The following is a 21,005-nucleotide window of genomic DNA, read 5'->3' on the forward strand; positions in this document are numbered from 1 at the left end:
GAACCAGCCCGCATGTCGCATTCGAGAGACTCCCGACGCAAGGTTTGTTGACTTGCGTTCACGTATCCACGGCGGGACGCACCGTGTCAATACGCGACGAACGAAAGCAACGAAGTCGCGCTGCCGTCCTCTCCGATCGCCGGACGCCTGCTATCGGAAGCTGCGCAAGAACATCGTCGCAGCAGCATTCAGACGTCTGGCCCCGTCGAGCGCTGTTGACAGCGGCTCCTCATGACCGACCATCCCCCGGTTACGCTGACCCAGCAGGGGACCTGTCCCCCCAACGACGCTCCCGCCGGAAGGCCACGGCCACCAAGTCCGTCGTCGCCCCCGAGCTCGGCCCGGAAGCATAACGTCTCCCGCACGGCCCGATCCTCTCGCGCCCGCGCCCGATCCTCTCGCGCCCGCGCCCGATCCTCTCGCGCCCGCGCCAAGAGCTCTTTCTTCCTCTTCGCCTCGCCTTCGCCCTCGCCGGTGTTCTCTCACCCCAGCCGCTCCACGCGTCGAGCCCGCACGGATGCCGCTTCGCCCCTGACGCCCGCCTCCGTCGCGCGCGTTTCCTGCGCGCTCCCGCCGCCGAAGCGAGCCTTGCGGAGCGGCGCCCCCTGCGCTTTGATGCCCGCCGTCCCCTTCCGCGGTGGAGCAGCTCATGGCGACCCTGGACGAGCTTCGTGTACGCATCGACAGCATCGACGACCGGATCCTCGAGCTCCTCGCCGAGCGGGCCGAGGTGGCCCTCGAGGTCGCACACACGAAGCGCGCCGCGAACGCCACGCAGTTCCACGACCCGGAGCGGGAGCGGCGCGTGCTCACCCGGCTCCAGGCGAAGGGCGCGGGCCGCTTCCCGCGCGACGCCATCCGGGTGGTGTTCCGCGAGGTGATGAGCGCCTGCCTGTCGCTCGAGGAGCCCATGAAGGTCGCCTTCCCGGGCACCGAGGGCGCCTTCGCGGAGGTCGCGGCGCGGCACCTGTTCGGGCTGGCGGCCCGTTACCGCGAGACGGGCACGATCGAGGGCGTCTTCGACGCCGTGCGCGCGGGCGAGGCGGCCTGCGGCGTCGTCCCGGTCGAGAGCTCGACCGACGGGTCGGTGACGCTGACGGCCGACGCCCTGATCGAGAGCGACCTCCAGATCCGGCAAGAGCTCGTGCTCGACGTCGCGTACTGCCTGTTCAGCCAGGCGGCGGGGCTGAGCGGCGTCGCGCGGGTGCACGGGCACTCGCACGCGCTCTCGCAGTGCCGCCTCTGGCTCGCGAAGCACCTGCCCGGCGCGCAGATCGTCCAGACGGTCTCCGCCGCCGCGGCGGCGCACGAGGCCCTGGGCGACCCCGCCGCCGCGGCGATCGGCGGCCGCGGCGCGGGCGAGCTCTACGGCCTGCCGCTGCTGCGCGAGCGCATCCACGATCGCCCCGAGAACGCGACGCGCTTCATCGTCATCGCCCCGAGCGACGCGCCCCCGACGGGCACCGACAAGACGTCGCTCGTCTTCTCCGTGCAGGAGGAGCCCGGCGCGCTCCGCCGGGTGCTCGCCATCTTCGACGACGCGGCGATCAACCTGACGCGGATCGAGTCGCGGCCGAGCCGGCAGAAGCACTGGGACTACGTGTTCCTCGTCGATCTCGAGGGCCACCGGAGCGACCCGCGCGTCGCCGAGGCGGTCGAGCGGCTGCGCGCCCGCTGCGAGATGGTGAAGGTGCTGGGGAGCTACCCGCGCTCGACCGGCGCGCGCTGAGGCGGCGGGCGCGACACGGCCCCTCGCCGCCGCGCCCCGCGGGTGAGGCACCGCGGCCCCCGTGCTATGGGGCGGCCATGCCGAACGTGGCCGGCGACATCGACGTGGAGGCGCTCAACGACCGCCTCGCCCGGGAGCACCCGATCGACGACTACTACGACCGCGCCCCGCTGCCGATCCGGCTCATCGAGCGCGAGCGGCTCGCCATCATCCGCGACATGCTCGGCGACTGCGCCGGCCTCGAGCTCGCCGAGGTCGGCTCGGGCGGCGGGCACGTGCTGCGGATGTTCCCGCGGGCGCGCATCACGGCGATCGACGTCTCCGACGTCTTCCTCGACACCGCCCGCAAGAACCTCGCGGGCTACGACGCCCGCTTCCTCAAGGGCGAGATCGACAGGCTCGACCTCCCCGCCGCGAGCTTCGATCGCATCATCTGCACCGAGGTCCTGGAGCACACGGTGGACCCGGCCGCCGTCCTCGCGGCCATCGCCCGCCTGCTGCGCCCCGCCGGCGTCGCCGCCATCACGGTCCCCAACGACCCGCTCATCGCGAGGCTGAAGGGCATCGTGCGCCGCACGCCGGTCGGCTACCTCCTGCGCGACCGCATCCAGTGGGGCGGCGACGTCTACCACCTGCACCAGTGGACGCCCGACGAGTTCGGCCGCCTCCTCGCGCGCCACTTCCGCGTGACCGAGCGCCGCGCCGCGCCGCACGACGCGCTGCCGATCCGCGCGTGCTTCCGCTGCGTCCCCCTGTGACCCCCCGCGAACCCACCATGTCCGAAACCCCCTCTGCGCTCGCTCCGGAGACGCCGCCCGAAACGTCGCCCGAAACGTCGATCGAGCTCTCCGTCATCGTGCCCTGTCTGAACGAGGAGCTGAACATCCCCGAGCTCGCCGAGCGCGTCCTCGGCGTCTTCCGCGAGGGGAGCCTCGCCGGCGAGCTCATCCTCGTCGACGACGGCTCGACCGACGGCACGAAGACAACGATAGAGGCGCTCGCGGCCGCCCACCCGGGGCTCGTCGTGGGGTGCTTCCACCCGCAGAACCGCGGCATCACCGCGGCGTGGCGCACCGGCGCGGCCGCCGCCCGCGGCAAGCTCGTCGCCATCATCGACGCCGATCTCCAGTACCAGCCCGAAGACCTCCTGCGCCTCCGGCGCGAGCTCTACGAGCACAGCGTCGATGTCGTCCAGGGCTGGCGCAGCGCCGTCGGCCGGCGCCGGGACAGGCGGTATCACCTGAGCCGCGGGCTCAACTACCTCCTCAACAAGACCTTCGGCATGTCGCTCCAGGACAACAAGAGCGGCTTCGTGATGTGCGCGCGCGAGGTCTTCCAGGACCTGCTCACGTACGAGGGGAGCTACTTTTACTGGCAGTCGTTCATCCTGGTCGCCGCCCACGCGAAGGGCTACTCGTACAAGGAGGTCGAGACGCTCTTCGAGCAGCGGCGACAGGGCACCTCCTTCCTCGACCAGCGCGAGGTGAGCGCCGTCGCCAAGTCGTTTCACGACCTCGGCAAGGCGGTGTGGGAGTACCGCGTCGACAGGATCCCGGCCGACATCGCCACGCAGTACCTCCGCCGGCACCCCGTCACGAGCCGCTCACCCGAGCGCGATCCGCTCACCACGGCGAAGTGGCGCGCGTACCTCGCCGCGTTCAACCACACCCACTGGATGATCACGCGCGACGTCGAGCACTACTACGAGACGCTCCGCAAGACGCAGTGGCTCGCGCCGGCGCAGACGCGCGAGCTCCAGGACGAGAAGCTGCGGCGGCTCATCCGCCACTGCTACCGCAACGTGCCTTATTACCGCGCGCGCATGCAGGAGCTCAGGCTCCGGCCCGAGGACATCCGCGGCCAGGAGGACCTCCACAAGCTGCCGTTCCTCACGAAGGCGGATATCCGGCGCCACCTCTACTTCGACATCATGTCGGAGAACCACGACAAGTCGCAGGTCCTCAAGATCACGACCAGCGGCTCCACCGGAGAGCCGTTCGTCTGCTACGCCGACCGGGCGCAGCTCGAGTTCCGCTGGGCGGCCACGCTGCGCGCGCAGGAGTGGACGGGGTACCGCTTCGGCGACCCCACGGTGCGGCTGTGGCACCAGACGATCGGCATGACGAAGTGGCAGGCGGCCCGCGAGCGCGCGGACGCGATCCTGTCGAACCGGACGTTCATCCCGATCTTCGAGCTGTCCGACGACAACCTGAGCCAGATGATCGCGCGCATCGCCGAGGTGCAGCCGGTGCTCATGGACGGCTACGCCGAGGCGCTCGACTTCCTCGCGCATTACGTCAAGAGCACCGGCAAGGTCGCCGCCCGGCCGCGCGCCATCATGTCGAGCGCGCAGACCTTGCCGCTGCCGAGCCGCCGGCTCATCGAGGAGGCGTTCGGCTGCAAGGTGTTCGACAAGTACGGGAGCCGCGAGTTCTCGGGCATCGCGTACGAGTGCGACGCGCACGAGGGCCACCACGTCGTGGCCGAGGGCTACCTCGTCGAGGTCCTGCGCGACGGGCGCCCCGCGGAGCCCGGCGAGATCGGAGAGGTGGTGATCACCGACCTCAACAACTTCTGCATGCCGTTCGTGCGGTACCGCATCGGCGATCTCGCCGAGGCGATGGATCCGGCCGTGCCGTGCCCGTGCGGCCGCGGGGCGCCGCGCGTGGGCCGCATCGAGGGGCGGGTCCAGTCCATCATCCGGGGGACGGACGGGCGGTATCTGCCAGGCACGTTCTTCGCGCACTATCTCAAGGAGTTCGATCACGCGATCAAGCGCTTCCAGGTGGTGCAGGAGGAGCGCGACGCGATCACGTTCCGGGTCGTGAAGGGCGGGCGGTTCTCGCAGCAGGTGCTGGACGAGGTGCTCGCGACGTTCCGCCATTACCTCGGCGAGCGGATGCGCATCTCCGTCGAGTTCGCGGACGACATCGCGCTCGTCCGCACGGGCAAGCACCTCGCGAGCGTCTCGCGCCTGAACGTCGACTTCCAGCGCGCCGCGCCGGCGGTGATCCTGTCGCCCGGCGAGAGCGGCGCGGGCGGTTGACGAGGAGCCCCCGATGGCAGCGACGAGGAACCGCGTGGTGACGGTCTCGAGGCCGGGCGTGAGCTACGCCGAGCGCGCGCCCTTCGACCCGCCGAACCCTGTCTACGAGGCCGTCGAGGCGCTCTTCCGGCGGCTCGGCCTCGACGCGGCCCGCGCCGGCACGCCCGCGTGGAACCCGCTCGGCGACCTGATCGCGCCGGGCGACCGCGTGATCATCAAGCCGAACCTCGTCTCGTCGAAGAACCTCCACCAGAAGATCACGGGCGAGCGGCTCGCGGCCTCGAGCACGCACGGCTCGCTCCTCCGGCCCGTGCTCGATTACGCGCTCCGCGCCGCGGGCCCGCGCGGGCGGGTGCGCGTGGTCGACTCGCCGGTCGAGGGCTGCGAGATCGAGAAGGTCGCGGGTCCGCTCGGCATCTTCGAGGTGATCGACCACCTCAAGGCGCGGGGGCACGACATCGATTTCATCGACCTGCGTTATTTCCGGGTCGCGCCGGTGTTCGCCCTCGACGACGTGCGCCGCTTCGGCCGCTCGTGGAACCTCGGCCTGCTCCTCCGCCGCCGCCTCCCCGGCGATCCCCGGGGCTACCGGGTCGTCGACCTCGGCCGGGACAGCTTCTTCGCGGCCGCGGGCGCCCCGCGCTCCGGCGCGCTCCGATTCCACAGAAGCCATTACGCGACGCCGGTGCCGCACCACAGCGGGGAGCGGCACGAGTACAGCATTCCCCAGACGCTCCTCGACGCGGATGTCGTCATCAACCTCCCCAAGCTGAAGACGCACAAGAAGACAGGGGTCACGCTCTCGCTGAAGAGCGTGATCGGCCTGACGAACGAGAAGTACTGGCTCCCGCACTTCACCGAGGGCGACCCGTCGGTGGGCGGCGACGAGTTCGACCGGCCGCAGGGCCTCGGCGACGCGGTGGAGAACAAGCTCAGTCGGTTCCCGCTCCCGGGCGATCACTCGCTCGTGGCGCGCGCGCCGCGGCTCGCGGCGCCGCCGAAGGTCATCGACGGGAGCTGGGAGGGGAACAACACGCTCTGGCGGACGATCCTGGATCTCAACCGCATCCTGTTCTTCGCGGACCGGAGCGGCGCGCTGCGCGGGGAGCCGCAGCGGCGGTACCTGACGATCGTCGACGGCATCGTCGCCGGCGAGGGTGAGGGGCCGCTCGGGGCGACGCCGGTGCGCGCGGGGCTGCTGATCGGCGGGTTCGACCCGAGCGTTGTCGACGGGATCGCGTCGCAGGGGATGGGCTTCGATCCGGCGCGGATACCGCTCGTGCGGGAGTCGCTGGGTGGGGTGCTCTTGCCGGGGAGTCAGCTCGACGAGGTCGAGCACATCGTCGATGGTCCCGCGCCGGCGTACCTGTTCAAGCCGCCGCGGAGCTGGCCATCGCTCTTGCCCCGCCTGGCCGGCGCGGCGGCGTGACGGGAGGGGGAGTAGCCCGCTTCCCGTCGCGCGGTGATCCGTCGCGCGGTGATCCGTCGCGCGGTGATCCGTCGCGCGGTGATCCGTCGCGCGGTGATACGTCGCGCGCGGTGGACTGATGGCCGGCGGGCTCAGCCCGTCACCGGTGCTCCGGCCCGAAGGCGGTCACCTGGGGACGAACGTGCAGCACCCGAGGACACAGGAGTAGCCGGCCCCGCACGCGTCGCCGCCGCTGCAGGGAGCGTCGCACGTCCAGGCGGACCCACCTTCCCCGCCGTCCGGGTCGCCGCTGCTGCCGCCGGTCCCGCCCGTGCCGCTGCTGCTGCTGCTGCCGCTGCTGCTGCTGCTCGTGCCGCCGTCGTGCTCGCAGCCACCACCCGCGCCGCTGCCGGTGCTGCTCGTGCCGCCGTCGCTGCCGCCCGTGCTGCCGGAGCCGCTGCTGGGCCCGTCGTCGCAGTGGCCAGGGCCGATGCCGCCTTCGTTGAAGTCCGCGAGCGCGCCCGAGAGCGAGACGGCGGCGTCGGCCGCGCTGCCCCGCTTCACGCCGTACGGGAGCCGGCCGTCGGCGTCCTTGTTGGCGGCCATCCACGCCTCGGCGTCCGCGAGCGCCCCGCCGAGGGCAGCGTCGCTCGCGCCGCTCGCCACGTTGAGCAGCGCGGCGATGAGCTGGTGGCCCACGATCAGGCTGGCATCGCCCTTCGGGGGCGTCCGGAAGAGCTCCAGCAGCTCCTCCTGCGAGTACGCCACGCCACCGATGGTGAGCGACGACACAGGCCAGCTCTCCTCGTGGTTCTTCCAGTAGCCCTGCGTGAGCGTGCAGCCGTCGCCCTCGGACGTGGGGGGAGTCGCGACCACGTTGCCGCTCCCCTCGCCGACGCGATCGGCGCCGGCGAGCCCGCAGCCGACGAGGGCAGATCCGACCAGCGACAGACAGCCCACAAGCATCACTTTGTTAAGCGCCATGACTCCTCCTGAAGTTGCTCAAAGGTTGATGATCGCTGCGCGCAAGCGGCGAGCGAGCGACATCGCACGTGCTGAGCGGCCGGCGTCGTCTCGATCGGTCTGAGCTGGCACCTTGCCGCCCAGGGTCGTCCCTGGTCCGAGAGGGGAAGAAATTGAACCACAGAGGCACAGAGGGCACAGAGGAGAGAGAGTAGAATTTTTCTCTCTTCACCTGTCTTCCCTCTGTGTTCTCTGTGCCTCTGTGGTTCCCTCTCTCCTGAGACCAGGGACGACCCTGGGCGGCGCAGTACGCGCTGCGAGCCGCGCTCTCGGTCCCTTCAGTGCCGGCCCGCGCTCGGCGCGGCTCATGTTTTTGTGGGTGCCTGCCGATTGCGGTTGCGATTTCGGGTGAGCAGATTTTTACCTCACCACCGCATCGCCGCCGCGCTCACTTCAGCCCGTGCCGATCCATCTTGTTGAGCAATCCCTGGCGCGACAGCCCGAGCCGCGCCGCTGCCTGGCTCCGGTTCCCCTGGGTCGCCCGGAGCGCGGCGGCGATCTCCCGCCGCTCCAGCGCCGCGATCTTCTCCTCCAGCGTCGCCCCCTCGCCCGGCTCGTCGCCGCCCGCGGCCGCGGCTGCGGGCGCGCCGCCTCGCCGCGCCGGAGAGAGGTCCTCCTCGAGGATCTCTCCCCTTCCCCCGGCCATCACGAGCGCGCGCTGCATCTCGTGGCGGAGCTCGCGCAGGTTGCCGGGCCAGTCGCACGCCTCGAGCCGCCGCATCGCGCCGGGCGACACCGTGGTCGCGGGCGAGCGCGGCACGAGCGCCCGCGCCAGGTTCAGGAAGTGCTGCGCGAGCAGCGGCAGATCGCCCACGCGGTCGGCGAGCCGCGGCAAGGCGATCTCGATGCCCCGCACGCGCCAGTAGAGGTCGTCGCGAAAGGTCTTGTTCGCGACCATCGACTCCAGCGCCCTGTGCGTGGCCGACACGATGCGGACGTCCACGATCGTCGGGCGCGCCGCGCCCACCGGCAGGATCTCGCCCGTCTCGAGCACGCGCAAGAGCTTCACCTGCAGCGCCGGATCCATGTCGCCGATCTCGTCGAGGAACAGCGTCCCTCCGTCCGCCTCGACGAACAGGCCAGGAGCGTCCTTGATCGCGCTCGTGAACGCGCCCTTCCTGTGGCCGAACAGCGTGGACTCCAGCAGGGTCGGCGCGAGCGCCCCGCAGTTCACCGCGATGAACGCCCTGTCCTTGCGCCGGCTCCTCGCGTGCAGGTACCGGGCGAACACCTCCTTTCCGGTCCCCGACTCGCCCGTGATGAGCACCGGCACGTCGGTCGGCGCCGCGCGCTCGCACAGCGTCCTCGCCTCGAAGAAGGCCGCCGACTGCCCGAGCAGCGCCGAGGCGTCGCCCTCGCGGGCGGTCAGCGAGCGCTCGAGCTCCGCGACCCGGTCCTCCAGCGCGAGGCGCGCCGCCGCGCGCGCGACCACGGCGAGCAGCACGTCGGGGTCGACGGGCTTGGCCAGGAAGTCGTAAACCCCGCGCTGGACGAGGTGCAGCGCGAGCGGCGTCTCGCCCGCGCCGGAGACGACGATCACCTTGGCCGCGGGCCGCTCGGCGAGGATCTTCTCCGCGAGCGCCGCGCCCTCCTCCGGGCGGCCCGACGGCGGCAGCATGAGGTCGAGCACGACGAGGCGCGCGCTCGTCCGGCGGAGCTCCGCGAGCGCCTTCGGGGCGACCCCGGCCTCGGCCACCGCGTAGCCCTCCTGCGCGAGCAGCTCGCGGTAGGCGTCGCGGAACCCGGGGTCGTCGTCGATGAGCAGGACAGTCTCGGTCACGGGTGACCGTACCGCGCCGCCGGGGCGCGGATCCAGGCCTGTCCGGGGCCTCCGCGCGCTACCGGGCGGGGCGCGCGCACCGGACCGGCATCGACTTCACGCCGCTCACCCTGAAGACCGCCTCATCGCGGTTGGCCGAGGTCTGGAGCGAGGATATCGATGGTCTCACGGGTCATCCGGGCAGCGTATCCTCATCGGAGCTTCGCGCGGTATCGGAGCTCACGATGGCCAATGGTGCGCTCGCGTACGTCGATCCAACGTGAAGGTCGTGCGGTGTCGGAGGCGCTGCGCGCGACGAGCCGACGTCCGAAGTTCGCCCGGGGCAGCCTTGCTTTTGGTACGGTGGCTCGGAAGGGCGCCGCCTTCCATCTGCGCTTCGAGGGACCACGGGATCATGAACGAGGTCGGTGCGAGAACCGGTGCTGCTGCAGAGACGGAGCTGGAGATGCTCCGTCGGCGGAATGCCGAGCTCGAGCGGGAGCTCGCCGAGAAGCGGCGCGTGGAGATCGCCCTGCGGGAGAGCGAGGCCCGCTACAGGGGCATCGTCGAGGACCAGACCGAGCTCATTTGCCGCTTCCGGATGGATGGCACGCTGACCTTCGTCAACGACGTGTACTGCCGCTACTTCGACAAGACGCAGGAGGAGCTGGTCGGTCACCGCTTCACGCCGCTCGTCCCTGACGAGGACCGGCTGCTCCTCGACCAGCAGTTCGCGAAGCTCGGCCCCGACAACCCCATCGTGCACACCGAGCACCGCGTCGTGCGCCCGGACGGCTCGACCCGCTGGATGCACTGGACCAACCGCGCCCCGCTCGGCGAGGGGGGGCCGGACGCCGAGTTCCAGGCGATCGGCGTCGACGTCACCGATCGCCGGGAGGCGGAGGACGAGGTGAGGCGCCTCAACGCCGAGCTCGAGCTGCGCGTCGCGGAGAAGACGATGAGGCTCGAGCAGATGGTCCGCGAGCTGTCCGCCCCGCTCATGCCGGTGGCGGATCAGGTCATCGCGATGCCGCTGATCGGCATCCTCGACAGCGCCCGCGCCGCGGCGGCGCTCGAGACCCTCCTCCACGGGGTGATCGCGCACAACGCCACGACGGTGGTCCTGGACATCACCGGCGTCGGCGTCATCGACGCCCAGGCCGCTGACGCGATGATGCGGCTGGCCAAGGCGGTGAGGCTCCTCGGCGCCCAGGTGGTGCTCACCGGCATCCAGCCGCGCATAGCGCAGACGCTCGTCGATCAGGGCGTCGGTGTAGGCGGCGTCGTGACGCTGCGGACGCTGAAGGAGGGTATCGCGTTCGCCCTGCGGCGCGGCCCCGCCGGCGCGGGGCCGCCGGCCCGCTGACGGGTCGCGCCGAGGCGTCTATCCTCTGTTGGATCTCACGCGCTGTCGTGTAGCCTGATCGATCATGGCGCACATGCACACGACTGCCCGACCCGACGTGCAACCCGCAGATCAAGGCGCCAGAGCCAGCGACGGCGTCCACGGGCTAGAAGGCGAGTTCGACCCCCGCACCTTCAACGAAGACATCGCGCCCGTGCGCTCGAACCAGCGCAAATGGGGGATGAAGGACATCGCCGCACTGTGGATCGCCATGTGCGCCTGCACCCCCACGTACATGCTCGCCTCGGGCCTGATCGCCGAGGGCATGAGCTGGGTGCAGGCCGAGCTCACGATACTCCTCGGCAACGTCATCGTGCTGCTCCCCATGATCCTCAACGCGCACGCGGGCACGAAATACGGCATTCCGTTTCCCGTCTACTGCCGGAGCGCCTTCGGCGTCCGAGGAGCCAACGTGCCCGCGGTGCTGCGAGCCCTCGTGGCCTGTGGCTGGTTCGGGATCGGGACATGGCTCGGCGGGTGGGCCATCTACAAGATCGTCGCTGTCTTCATGCCGTCGATAGAGCAGATGCCGGTGACGCCGCTCGGCGTCAACGCCCCCCAGCTCGCCTGCTTTCTGCTGTTCTGGGGCATCAACGTCTGGATCATCTACATGGGCATCGAGTCGATCCGGATCCTGCTCAACATCAAGGCGCCCCTCCTGGTCGCCCTCGGCCTCTTGCTGCTCCTGTGGGCGTACAACCGCGCCGGCGGGTTCGGCCCCATGCTCGAGAAGCCCTCGTCGTTCGCGCCGGGGCAACCCAGGGAAGGCCAGTTCTGGAGCTTCTTCTTCCCCGCGCTGACAGGGATGGTCGGCTTCTGGTCCACCCTCGCGCTCAACATCCCTGATTTCACGCGCTACGCGCGCTCGCAGCGCGATCAGATCCTCGGTCAGGCCGCCGGCCTGCCGCCCACCATGGCGTTCTTCTCGTTCATCGGCGTCGCCGTCACCTCCGCCACGGTCGTCATCTACGGCGAGACGATCTGGGATCCCGTCGTCCTGCTCGCGCGCTTCGAGAGCCCTGTCGTCCTGATCGTCTCGCTCGCGGCGCTCAGCATCGCCAACCTGGCGACGAACATCGCCGCGAACGTGGTGAGCCCGGCCAACGACTTCTCGAACCTCTGGCCGTCACGGATCTCCTTCCGCACCGGCGGCCTCATCACCGGCATCATCGGGATCCTGATGCAGCCCTGGCGGCTGGTCAGCGACCCCACGGGGTACATCTTCACCTGGCTCGTCGGCTACTCCGCGCTTCTAGGCCCCGTCGGCGCGATCCTGATCGCGGAGTACTACGTGATCCGGAGGACCAGGCTCGATCTCGTCCAGCTCTACAAGCGGGAAGGGACCTACTGGTACGCGAACGGGTGGAATCCGATCGCGATCGTCGCCCTCATCGCCGGCGTCCTGCCCAACTTGCCTGGCTTCCTCGGCACCCTCAAGGTCGTGGAGGTGCCCAGCGCGTGGATGGACTTCTACCATTACGCCTGGTTCTCGGGCTTCTCGATCTCGTTCGTCGTCTATGCGGCGCTCACCTGGATGCGCCGCCCGGCCGCGGCGCTCGTTGTGGGCCAGGAGCCCACGACGGAAGACCTGTAACACAGTGTAGAGCGCTCCTCTTCCAGGGCATCTCGCCCTGGAAAAGTGCCTTACCAAACAACCTTATCATGATTTGAATCTTCTCTCTTGCCAGGCGACTATACCCTTATGTCATCATTGTATGTTCCTCCAGCCTCCGAGGTGCCCAATGATGAAGCTCGTTCTCCTGTCGCTCCCGGCGCTCGCCCTGGCCGCCTGCGGCGACACCGGCACGCCTTTCGACGAACCCCGCGCTGCCGGGAGCGCCCCGAGCGCGCTCGCCGCCGGCCCGTCCTACACCCTCTTCGAGAGCGGCCAGGTCCGCCCTCTCGCCCTCTCGCCCGACGGGTCGACGCTCTTCGCCGTCAACACGCCGGATAACCGGCTGGAGATCTTCAACGTCAGGAGGGGAACGCTCGAGCACCGCGGCTCGGTCGCCGTCGGCCTGGAGCCCGTCGCGGTCGCGGCCCGCAGCGACGACGAGGTCTGGGTCGTCAACCACCTCTCCGACAGCGTGAGCGTGGTCGACGTCTCGCGGCCCAGGAGGCCCCGCGTGGTGCGCACCCTGCTCGTCGGCGACGAGCCTCGCGATATCGTCTTCGCGGGCGCCGGCAAGGACCGCGCCTTCATCACCACCGCGCACCGCGGCCAGAACAGCCCTGTGGACCCGGCGCTCACCACGCCGGGCGTGGGCCGCGCCGACGTCTGGGTCTTCTCCGCGTCGAGCCCGAGCGCGGCGCCGCTGACCATCATCACCCTCTTCAGCGACACGCCGCGCGCGCTCGCTGCGACGCCCGACGGCGCGCGCGTCTACGCGGCGGCCTTCCACTCGGGCAACCGCACCACGGTGGTGGAGACGAACGTGGTGAACCTGGGCCTCGGCCTGCCGCCGCCGACCACCAACGCCGCCGGCGTCGCGCAGCCCTCGGCGCCGCTCATCGTCAAGTTCAACGGCCAGCACTGGGCGGACGAGCTGAATCGCTCCTGGGACGACAAGGTGAACTTCTCGCTGCCGGACAAGGACGTCTTCGTCCTCGACGCCCTGGCCGACCCGCCCGCGCCCGTCGCGGGCGCCGCGGGCGCCTTCGGGGGCGTCGGCACGATCCTCTACAACATGGCCGTCAACCCGGTGAGCGGGCGCGTCTACGTGGCCAACACGGAGGCGTTCAACGAGCAGCGCTTCGAGGGCGCCGGCGTCTTCGCGGGCCACACCGTGCGCGGCCGCTTCAACCACAACCGCATCACCGTGCTCGATCCGGCGACGGGCGCCGTGACCCCGCGGCACCTGAACAAGCACATCGATTACAGCGCGTGCTGCGCCCCGGTCCCCAACGCCGAGAACCGCAAGAGCCTCGCGCTGCCTCAGGGCATGGCCGTCTCGGCGAACGGAAAGAGGCTTTATGTCGCCGCGCTCGGCTCGGACAAGATCGGCGTCTTCCAGACCGCGGCGCTCGAGGCCGACACCTTCGTGCCCAGGCTCGCGCGCCAGATCCCGGTCTCCGGCGGCGGGCCGACCGGCGTGGTGCTCGACGAGGCGCGCGGCCAGCTCTACGCCCTCACGCGCTTCGACAACTCCATCGCGGTCATCGACACCGACATTCGGGCCGAGGTCGCGCACGTGCCCATGTACAGCCCCGAGCCGGAGAGCGTGGTCCGCGGCCGCCGCTTCCTCTACGACGCCTCGTTCTCGTCCAGCCACGGCGACTCGGCCTGCGCGAGCTGCCATGTCTTCGGCGACGGCGACAGCCTGGCGTGGGACCTCGGCGACCCGGACGCGCTGACCACGCCGATGCCAGGCCCCTTCGCGCTCGATCCGACGATCTTCGGCCAGCCCGCCGAGTTCGCCGCGCTCAAGGGGCCGATGACGACGCAGCCCCTGCGCGGGATGGCCAACCACGGTCCGATGCACTGGCGGGGAGACCGCACCGGCGGCAACGACGCGCCGAGCGCGCAGCCGGACAGCGGCACCTTCGACGAGGACGCCGCGTTCAAGAAGTTCAACGTCGCCTTCGTCGGCCTGCTCGGGCGCGACGCGCCCATCCCCGCGGCGGACATGCAGGCGTTCACCGACTTCGTCCTCCAGGTGATGTACCCGCCCAACCCGATCCGGCGGCTGGACAACACGCTCACCGCCGATCAGGCGGCGGGCAAGGCCTTCTTCACCCTGCCCGTCAGCGAGGGCGGCCCCTGCGCTTCATGCCACGTGCTCGATCCAACGGCCAACGCCGAGCACGGGGTCCAGTTCCCGGGCTTCTTCGGGACCGACGGGCGCTACACGTTCGACTTCATCTTCCAGAGCTTCAAGGTCGCCCAGCTCCGCGGCCTCTATCAGAAGGTGGGCATGTTCGGCATGGTGCAGAACCCCCGCTTCAACGATCGAGACAACCAGTTCCAGGGCGATCAGATCCGCGGGTTCGGCTTCGCCCACGACGGGACGGTGGACACGGTCTTCCGCTTCCACGATCAGCGCGGCTTCAACGAGGCCCCCGGGATCGCCGGCTTCCCGCCGGGCGAGGCGGGCGACGTGCTGCGCCGGCAGGTGACTTCGTATCTGCACGCCTTCGACAACAACCTCGCGCCGATCGTGGGCCAGCAGGCCACGCTCGCCGGCGCGGGCGACGTGGCGGCCGAGCAGCGGGTGGATCTCATGATCGCGCGCGCCAGCGCGGGCGAGTGCGATCTCGTGGTGAAGGGCCGCATGGGCGGCGAGGAGAGGGGCTTCCTCTACCAGCCGAGCGACGGCAAGTTCCGCCGGAACAGGGCGGGGAGCGCGGCGATCGGCGACGCGGCGCTGCGCCAGCGCGCGTCCGCGGAGCACGCGCTGACGTACACCTGCGCGCCGCCGGGCGCGGGGGTGCGGATGGCGCTCGACCGCGACGGTGATGGGGCGCTCGACGGGGACGAGGAGGACGCGGGGACGGATCCGGCGGATCCGGCGAGCATGCCCCCCGGCTGAGCGACCTCACCCCGCCTCGGCTGAGCGACCTCACCCCGCCTCGGCTGAGCGACCTCACCCCGCCTCCGCCCCCCGCCCTGGCCACCGCGCCTCGAAGCGCGCGCCCCCTGTCGGAGCGCGCTCGTGGCGCAGCGCGCCCCCGTGCCGCTCCAGCCAGCGCGCCGCGACGGCCAGCCCGAGGCCGGTGCCCGGGTGCTTCGCGTCGCGCCCGCGCCCCGTCACGAACGGCTCGAACAGCCTCGCCTCGATCTCCTCCGGCACCCCCGGGCCGTTGTCCTCCACGCGCACGACCACGGAGCCGCCCTCGCCGCGCGCGACGCGGACGCGGATCCGCCCCTCGGGGCTCCCGTCGAGCGCGATGGCCGCGTTCTGCAGGAGCGCCGTGGCGACGTCGAGGAACGCCCCGCGGTCGGCCTCGACGAAGACGGCCTCGCCGGCCTCGGACGCGATCTCGATGGTCGGCGCGCCTTCGCCGACGATCTGCCGCACGTGGCTCGCCGCGAGCCGCAGCGTGGAGAGCACGTCGACCTCGCTCACCTCGAGCGGCCTCGGGCGGCTGTAGCGGAGCAGATCGTCGAGGAAGCGCCGCGCCCGGTCGACCTGGGCGCGCAGCGCGGCCACGGTCTCGGCCTTCGCGCCCTGCCGCTCGAGGAGCTTCGCCTGGGCGGCGATGACGCCGAGCGGATTGCGGATCTCGTGCGCCACGGCGCTCGCGAGCCGCCCGAGCTCGGCGAGGCGCTCGGCCTGGTCGGCGCGGATCTCGACGCGCTCGACCTCGTCGGCGAGGTCGCGGACGCCGATCGGCCTGTCGAAGAGCCGGCGCCCGAGGTGCTCGACGACGAGCATGCGCAGCGGGTCGAGCGGGAGCGCGGCCAGGAAGATGACGAAGGCGAGCCACGGGAGCGACGCGCCGCCGCCGGGCGAGAGGTGCGGCAGCAGCTTGAAGAAGGCGGCGAGCCCGAACGTGGACAGCAGCGCCGTGAGGGCGGCGTAGGCGAGCCCCTGCAGGACGACGCGGCGGGATCGCCCGAGCTCGCTGCTCAGCACGGCGTAGGCGACAAGCAGGATCGCGGCCAGGAGGAGGGGCGCGGCGACGATCACGTCGCCGAGGCCGGTCACGCGCAGCACCACGACGAAGCCGCCCCCGAGCGTCGCGAGCACGCTGCCGAAGAAGAGCGCGGCGAGGCGCCGTTGCTGTAGCCCCCGGGCCGCCAGCACCGCGCGCCCGAGGCGGACGCCGACCACGATCACGGCGATGCCCATGACGGCCGAGAGCGGGAAGAACAGCGGGCCCGGCGAGCGGGCGGCAGGGCCGTAGAGCAGGCGCGGGGAGGCGGCCCCGAGCGACGCGACCGCGGCGCTGACGGCGTAGGCGAGGACGACGGGGCGGCGCGAGGTGCCGGCGACGTCGGCGTACGCGTGCGCGAGGCCGGCGGCGAGGATCATCCCGCTCGGGAGGACGTGCTCGGCGAGCGCCACCGTGCTGTCGGTCTCGAGGAGGATGAGGCCCGTGACCCAGAAGGCGAGGAAGAAGCAGAGGGCGACGAGGCCGCGGCCCACGTTGCGGCCGAGGCGCAGCGCGGTGACCGCGACGGTCACGGCGACGGCCCAGAGCGGGTAATAGGCGAGGGCGACAAGGGGTCTCACGGGGCCTCGGCGGGGTGGGTCGGCGGGGTGGGAGGCGGCACGATAGCGCCGGAGGACGCGGGGGTGCGAGGTATCCACGGCGTGGACAGGGGTTGTCCACGCGCTGGGCGCCGGGCCGGGCGTGAGGCGGGCGCGAGGGCTCGACGGGGCGCGTCGGAGCCTCGTTTGCGGGCGGAGTTGGCCGTGGCATGAGCGCTGCTTAGGGGTGTGTCGAGGAGACGGAGCATGGAAATGGAAATGGAACGCGCCTTCGAGGGCTATATCGTCGCGGTGTACGGGGCCTATGCGATCATCAGCGTCGGACTGACGATCTGGATCGCGCGCACGCTGTTCAAGAACGGAGCGGTGTTCCTGGAGGACGTGTTCGCGGACAACCCGAGGATGGCAGAGGCGGTGAACCGGCTGCTCGTGGTGGGCTTCTACCTGGTGAACCTGGGGTATGCGTCGCTCATCCTGAAGGCCGACCCCTCGACGACGGTGGCGGGCGGGATCGAGGTGCTGTCGTCGAAGCTCGGGCTCTTGCTGCTGTCGCTCGCGTTCATGCACTTCGGAAATCTGTATGTGTTCCACCGCATCCGCCGCCGCGCGAAGCTCGCGGTGCTGCCGCCGCCAGTCGCGCCGCAGATGCGGATGGAGGCGCGTGCGTAGCGAGGGAGTGCGCGAGTGCCCGGGGGGGTTGGCGGGAAACGAGGGGGTTGCGGAGAGCGCGCGCACGCGCACGCGCATGAAGAGGCGCGCGGAAGACGGAAGACGAGAGACGGAAGAGCGGAGACGGGAGCCTGCTCCCCGCTCACGAGGAGAAGAGCCATGATCAAGCGGATCACCGTCCTCTACGACGCGGACTGCGCGCTGTGCGTGAGATGCCGCATGTGGATGGGGCGTCAGGCGGCGCTGGTGGAGATCGAGTTCCTGCCCGCCGGGTCGAGCGAGGCGGCCGCGCGGTTCGGGGACGTGCCCTGGCTCGGCGAGGACCTCGTGGTGGTCAGCGACCGCGGCGAGGTCTGGGCCGGCCCGGCGGCCTTCATCGTCGCTCTATGGGCCCTCGAGCGCTACCGCGAGTGGTCGTACCGGCTGAGCGGCGACACGCTCTCCAAGGTGGCGGAGGGCTTCTTCCACGCGCTCTCGGGCAACAGGAAATGGATCGCGGGCTGGTTCGGACACCCGTCGTGCGCGGGCGGCTCCTGCAAGCTGCCGGGCGCGCACGCGGCGGGGCCGTTTCGGTGAGGGGAGCTGTGATGGGAGCGAGTTCAGCTCAGCATGCGGCGTGAGCTCGAACATGCCGTCGGCTGGGCGATCCAAGGAATCCCCTTATTGAGCAGCCCTTTCAGCGGGAAAATTGAACAGGGAGGCGGGGAGATAGGGAGTATTTTGAAATCTTCCTCCCCGCCTCCCTGTAAATCTTCCGAAGAGTCCAAGGGGATTCCTTGGCTGGGCGATGCTCCGATGTCCACGCGAGACCTGAGTGCGGGCACGCCCGCGCTCAATGCACCCGCATCCCCGGCTTCGCTCCCGAGTCCGGCGCCAGGATGTGCACCGTCTCGTCCCCCGCCGCGAGCACCATCCCCTCGCTCAGCCCGAACTTCATCTTTCGCGGCGCCAGGTTCGCGCACACGATGACGAGCCTCCCGATGAGGTCCTCCGGCTTGTAATACGCCTTGATCCCGGCGAACACCGTCCTCCGCGCCTCTCCGCCGAGCGACACGGTCAGCTTGAGCAGCTTCTTCGCCTCGGGCACGTGCTCCGCCGCGACGATGCGCGCCACGCGCAGGTCGACCTTGCCGAAGTCGTCGATCGTGCACTCCGGCGCGAGCGGCTCCTTCGCGAGCGCCGCGCCGTCGTCCTCGGCGGCCGCGCCCCCGCCCGCCGCGGGGCTCCCCGCCCCCTGCGCCCCCGCGCCCTCGGCCGCCGCCCCCACGGCGGCCCCCGGCGCCGCCGCCCCGCCCTGCGCCCCCGCCCCGCCCTGCACCGCCGCCTCGTCGGCAGGGCGGCTCTCCGCGATCATCTTCTCCACCGCTCCCGGATCGACCCGCTTCATGAGGTGCTCATACGCGGCCACCTTCGTCCCCACAAGCGGCGTCTTCGCGAGCTCCCACCTGTCCATCGGGCACCCGAGCAGCCGCCCGACGTCCTCGGCCAGCTTCGGCAGCACCGGCGCCAGGTAGATCACGATCTGCCGGAACAGGTTGAGCGCCACCGTGCACACGGCCTGCACCTCCGCCTTCTTCTCCGGCTGCTTCGCCAGCGCCCACGGCTGCATCCGGTCGACATACTCGTTCGCCCGGTCCGCCAGCGACACGACGCTCCTCGTCGCCCGCGCATAATCGAACGCCGCGTACGCCGCCCCGATCGCCTCCCCCTCCGCCGCCGCCGCCGCGAACAGCCCGCCGTCGTCCGGGTAGGCCGCCGACAGCCCCGCCTGCGCCACGAAGCGCGACGACCGGCTCGCCAGGTTCACGACCTTGTTCACGAGCTCGGCGTTCACCTTGTTCACGAGCTCTTCCAGGTTGAGATCGATGTCGTCGACCTTCGAGCTCAGCTTGCTCGCGTAGTAATAACGAAGGTACGCCGGGTCGAGGTGCTTCAGGTACGTCGAGGCGAGCACGAACGTGCCCTTGCTCTTCGACATCTTCTCCCCGTTCACCGTGAGGAACCCGTGCACCTGCACGCGCGACGGCAGCGTGAACCGCGCGCTCCGCAGCATCGCCGGCCAGAAGAGCGTGTGGAAATACACGATGTCCTTGCCGATGACGTGGACGATCTCGGTCTCCTCCGATCGCCACCAGTCGTCGAACGCCTCGCCCTCCCGGTCGCACCACTCTTTGCTTGCGGCCATGTACCCGATCGGCGCGTCGAACCAGACATACCAGTAGTTCCCGGGCGCGTCGGGGATCTCGAAACCGAAATAGGGCGCAGGGCGCGACACGTCCCAGTCGCGCAGCGGCTCCGACAGGAAGTGGCCCGCGAGGTAGTTCGCGATCTCCTTCGGCATCCGCCCCTCGCCCTGCGTCCAGGTCGCCAGGAACGGCCGCTCCGGCTCGATGGCCACCATGAGGTGCTGCGCGCTCCGCACCTCGGGCCGCGCGCCCGTCAGCGCGCTCCTCGGCTCGACGAGATCGGTCGCGGCGTACGTCGAGCCGCACCGATCGCAGCTGTCGCCGTACTGGTCCGGCGCGGCGCACTTCGGGCAGGTGCCCTTGACGAACCGATCCGCCAGGAACATCCCCTCCTTCGGATCGAAGAGCTGCGTGACCTCCTTCGTGGTCACCCTGCCGCGCTCGCGCAGCGACGCCCAGATCTCCTCGCACAGCGCGCGGTTCGCGGGGGAGTTCGTGCTGCCGTAGTGGTCGAACCGGATCTGGAACGCCGCGAAATCGCGCTGGTGCGCCGCGCTCATGTCGGCGATGACGTCGGCCTCGCTCCGCCCCTCCTGCCGCGCGCGGATCATGATCGCGGTGCCGTGGGTGTCGTCGGCGCACAGGTAAACGCACCTCCGCCCGGTCATCCGCCAGTAACGGGCGAAGATGTCGGTCTGCGTGTACTCGACGAGGTGTCCGATGTGGATGTGCCCGTTGGCGTAGGGCAGCGCGCTGGTGAGCAGGAGCCGTTTCATGCTGGGCTGGACTTTGCACGAAATCCCGGCCGGATGCGAGCAGCCGATGGGGCCGCGCCCTCCAGCGACGCGCGCCCCGGAGCGGCCCGCGGACACTGCGGCCATGGACGGAGCGGGCTCAGGCTCTAGATACGTAGTGAACCGATCGACGTGGAGGGGACCATGGCAGCAAGGGGCCAGCAGCAGCGGCGTGGCAAGGGCGGAGAAGCGCGGGCGCTGGAGGCCCAGCCCGTCCTCCGCCAGCGAGGCAGGGAGATCCAGCCTTTCGGGACGCTCGTGGAATATCCGCTGGCGCTCGCCGCGAAGCCGCGCGCGGAGAGCGTCAAGGCGCTCAATCAGATCCTGTCGGACACGCTCGTCCTGCGCGACATGTACAAGAAGCACCACTGGCAGGTGTCTGGCCCGACGTTCTTCCAGCTCCATCTGCTCTTCGACAAGCACTTCAAGGAGCAGACCGCGCTCATCGACATGCTCGGCGAGCGCATCCAGATGCTGGGAGGCATCGCGATCGCCATGGCGCACGACGTCGCGGAGATGACGAAGGTCGAGCGGCCGCCCCGCGGCCGCGAGCAGGTGCCCGCCCAGATCTCGCGCCTGCTCGACGCGCACGAGGTCATCCTCGCCGAGACGCGCGAGGCGGTGACGCTCACGACCGAGAACCGCGACGACGGCACCGCCGACCTGCTCATGAGCGACGTCCTCCGCACCAACGAGATGCAGGTGTGGTTCCTGTCCGAGCACCTCGTCGACACGCCGCTCGTCCGCGCCACCTGAGCGCCCGCGCGCCGCTCCCCCCTCCCCCAGTCCGGCCCTCCAGCGCCGCCCCGAACAATCGACACGGCACGCGTA

Annotated in this window: 14 protein-coding genes; 10 read left to right on the forward strand and 4 right to left on the reverse strand. The window is 70.6% G+C overall.

Features of this window, described 5'->3' with window-relative positions; all coding sequences use genetic code 11:
- Window positions 1-649: 649 nt before the first annotated feature.
- The 4 genes from pheA to WME96_RS40390 all read left to right on the forward strand — a co-directional run bounded on the left by pheA (window position 650) and on the right by WME96_RS40390 (window position 6,204).
- Window positions 650-1,729, forward strand: coding sequence for a prephenate dehydratase (gene pheA / locus WME96_RS40375; protein WP_437286883.1), 1,080 nt, complete (start codon window positions 650-652; stop codon window positions 1,727-1,729).
- Window positions 1,730-1,806: 77 nt separating this feature from the next.
- A complete protein-coding gene (locus tag WME96_RS40380; RefSeq protein ID WP_437286884.1) occupies window positions 1,807-2,487 on the forward strand; it encodes a methyltransferase domain-containing protein in 681 nt (226 codons plus the stop codon).
- Window positions 2,488-2,504: 17 nt separating this feature from the next.
- Window positions 2,505-4,775: a glycosyltransferase gene (locus tag WME96_RS40385; RefSeq protein WP_437286885.1), complete on the forward strand. Its 2,271-nt coding sequence runs from the start codon at window positions 2,505-2,507 to the stop codon at window positions 4,773-4,775.
- Between the two features lie 13 nt (window positions 4,776-4,788).
- Window positions 4,789-6,204: a DUF362 domain-containing protein gene (locus WME96_RS40390; RefSeq protein ID WP_437286886.1), complete on the forward strand. Its 1,416-nt coding sequence runs from the start codon at window positions 4,789-4,791 to the stop codon at window positions 6,202-6,204.
- A gap of 165 nt (window positions 6,205-6,369) precedes the next feature.
- Here the strand turns inward: WME96_RS40390 and WME96_RS40395 are convergent, their stop codons facing one another.
- Together WME96_RS40395 and WME96_RS40400 are read right to left on the reverse strand one after the other, a co-directional pair.
- The gene (locus WME96_RS40395) at window positions 6,370-7,167 is read right to left on the reverse strand and encodes a hypothetical protein (RefSeq protein WP_437286887.1); all 798 of its coding nucleotides are present in this window, start codon (window positions 7,165-7,167) and stop codon (window positions 6,370-6,372) included.
- Between the two features lie 427 nt (window positions 7,168-7,594).
- Window positions 7,595-8,986, reverse strand: a complete 1,392-nt coding sequence (locus WME96_RS40400; protein WP_437286888.1) for a sigma-54-dependent transcriptional regulator — start codon at window positions 8,984-8,986, stop codon at window positions 7,595-7,597.
- A gap of 445 nt (window positions 8,987-9,431) precedes the next feature.
- On the opposite strand from WME96_RS40400, the gene WME96_RS40405 reads away from it, so the two are divergent.
- The 3 genes from WME96_RS40405 to WME96_RS40415 all read left to right on the forward strand — a co-directional run bounded on the left by WME96_RS40405 (window position 9,432) and on the right by WME96_RS40415 (window position 14,899).
- Window positions 9,432-10,331, forward strand: coding sequence for a PAS domain S-box protein (locus tag WME96_RS40405; protein ID WP_437286889.1), 900 nt, complete (start codon window positions 9,432-9,434; stop codon window positions 10,329-10,331).
- Window positions 10,332-10,395: 64 nt separating this feature from the next.
- Window positions 10,396-11,964 (forward strand): NCS1 family nucleobase:cation symporter-1, encoded by a 1,569-nt coding sequence (locus WME96_RS40410; protein WP_437286890.1) that lies wholly within the window; start codon window positions 10,396-10,398, stop codon window positions 11,962-11,964.
- A gap of 148 nt (window positions 11,965-12,112) precedes the next feature.
- Window positions 12,113-14,899, forward strand: a complete 2,787-nt coding sequence (locus WME96_RS40415; RefSeq protein ID WP_437286891.1) for a hypothetical protein — start codon at window positions 12,113-12,115, stop codon at window positions 14,897-14,899.
- A 54-nt stretch (window positions 14,900-14,953) separates the two neighbouring features.
- Here WME96_RS40415 and WME96_RS40420 read toward each other — a convergent pair whose 3' ends face one another.
- On the reverse strand, window positions 14,954-16,546 hold the full coding sequence (locus WME96_RS40420) for a sensor histidine kinase (protein WP_437286892.1): 1,593 nt from the start codon (window positions 16,544-16,546) through the stop codon (window positions 14,954-14,956).
- A 231-nt stretch (window positions 16,547-16,777) separates the two neighbouring features.
- Here WME96_RS40420 and WME96_RS40425 point away from each other — a divergent pair, with 231 nt between their 5' ends.
- Together WME96_RS40425 and WME96_RS40430 are read left to right on the forward strand one after the other, a co-directional pair.
- On the forward strand, window positions 16,778-17,194 hold the full coding sequence (locus WME96_RS40425; protein ID WP_437286893.1) for a hypothetical protein: 417 nt from the start codon (window positions 16,778-16,780) through the stop codon (window positions 17,192-17,194).
- Between the two features lie 159 nt (window positions 17,195-17,353).
- Window positions 17,354-17,770: a DCC1-like thiol-disulfide oxidoreductase family protein gene (locus tag WME96_RS40430; protein ID WP_437286894.1), complete on the forward strand. Its 417-nt coding sequence runs from the start codon at window positions 17,354-17,356 to the stop codon at window positions 17,768-17,770.
- A gap of 256 nt (window positions 17,771-18,026) precedes the next feature.
- Here WME96_RS40430 and metG read toward each other — a convergent pair whose 3' ends face one another.
- Window positions 18,027-20,156, reverse strand: a complete 2,130-nt coding sequence (gene metG / locus WME96_RS40435) for a methionine--tRNA ligase (protein WP_437286895.1) — start codon at window positions 20,154-20,156, stop codon at window positions 18,027-18,029.
- A gap of 162 nt (window positions 20,157-20,318) precedes the next feature.
- Between metG and WME96_RS40440 the strand changes: the two genes are divergently transcribed.
- The gene (locus WME96_RS40440) at window positions 20,319-20,930 is read left to right on the forward strand and encodes a Dps family protein (RefSeq protein ID WP_437286896.1); all 612 of its coding nucleotides are present in this window, start codon (window positions 20,319-20,321) and stop codon (window positions 20,928-20,930) included.
- The last annotated feature ends 75 nt before the right edge of the window (window positions 20,931-21,005 follow it).

Origin of the sequence: Sorangium sp. So ce406 (assembly GCF_051474675.1) — a bacterium.
GTDB classification, from domain to species: domain Bacteria; phylum Myxococcota_A; class Polyangia; order Polyangiales; family Polyangiaceae; genus Sorangium; species Sorangium cellulosum_G.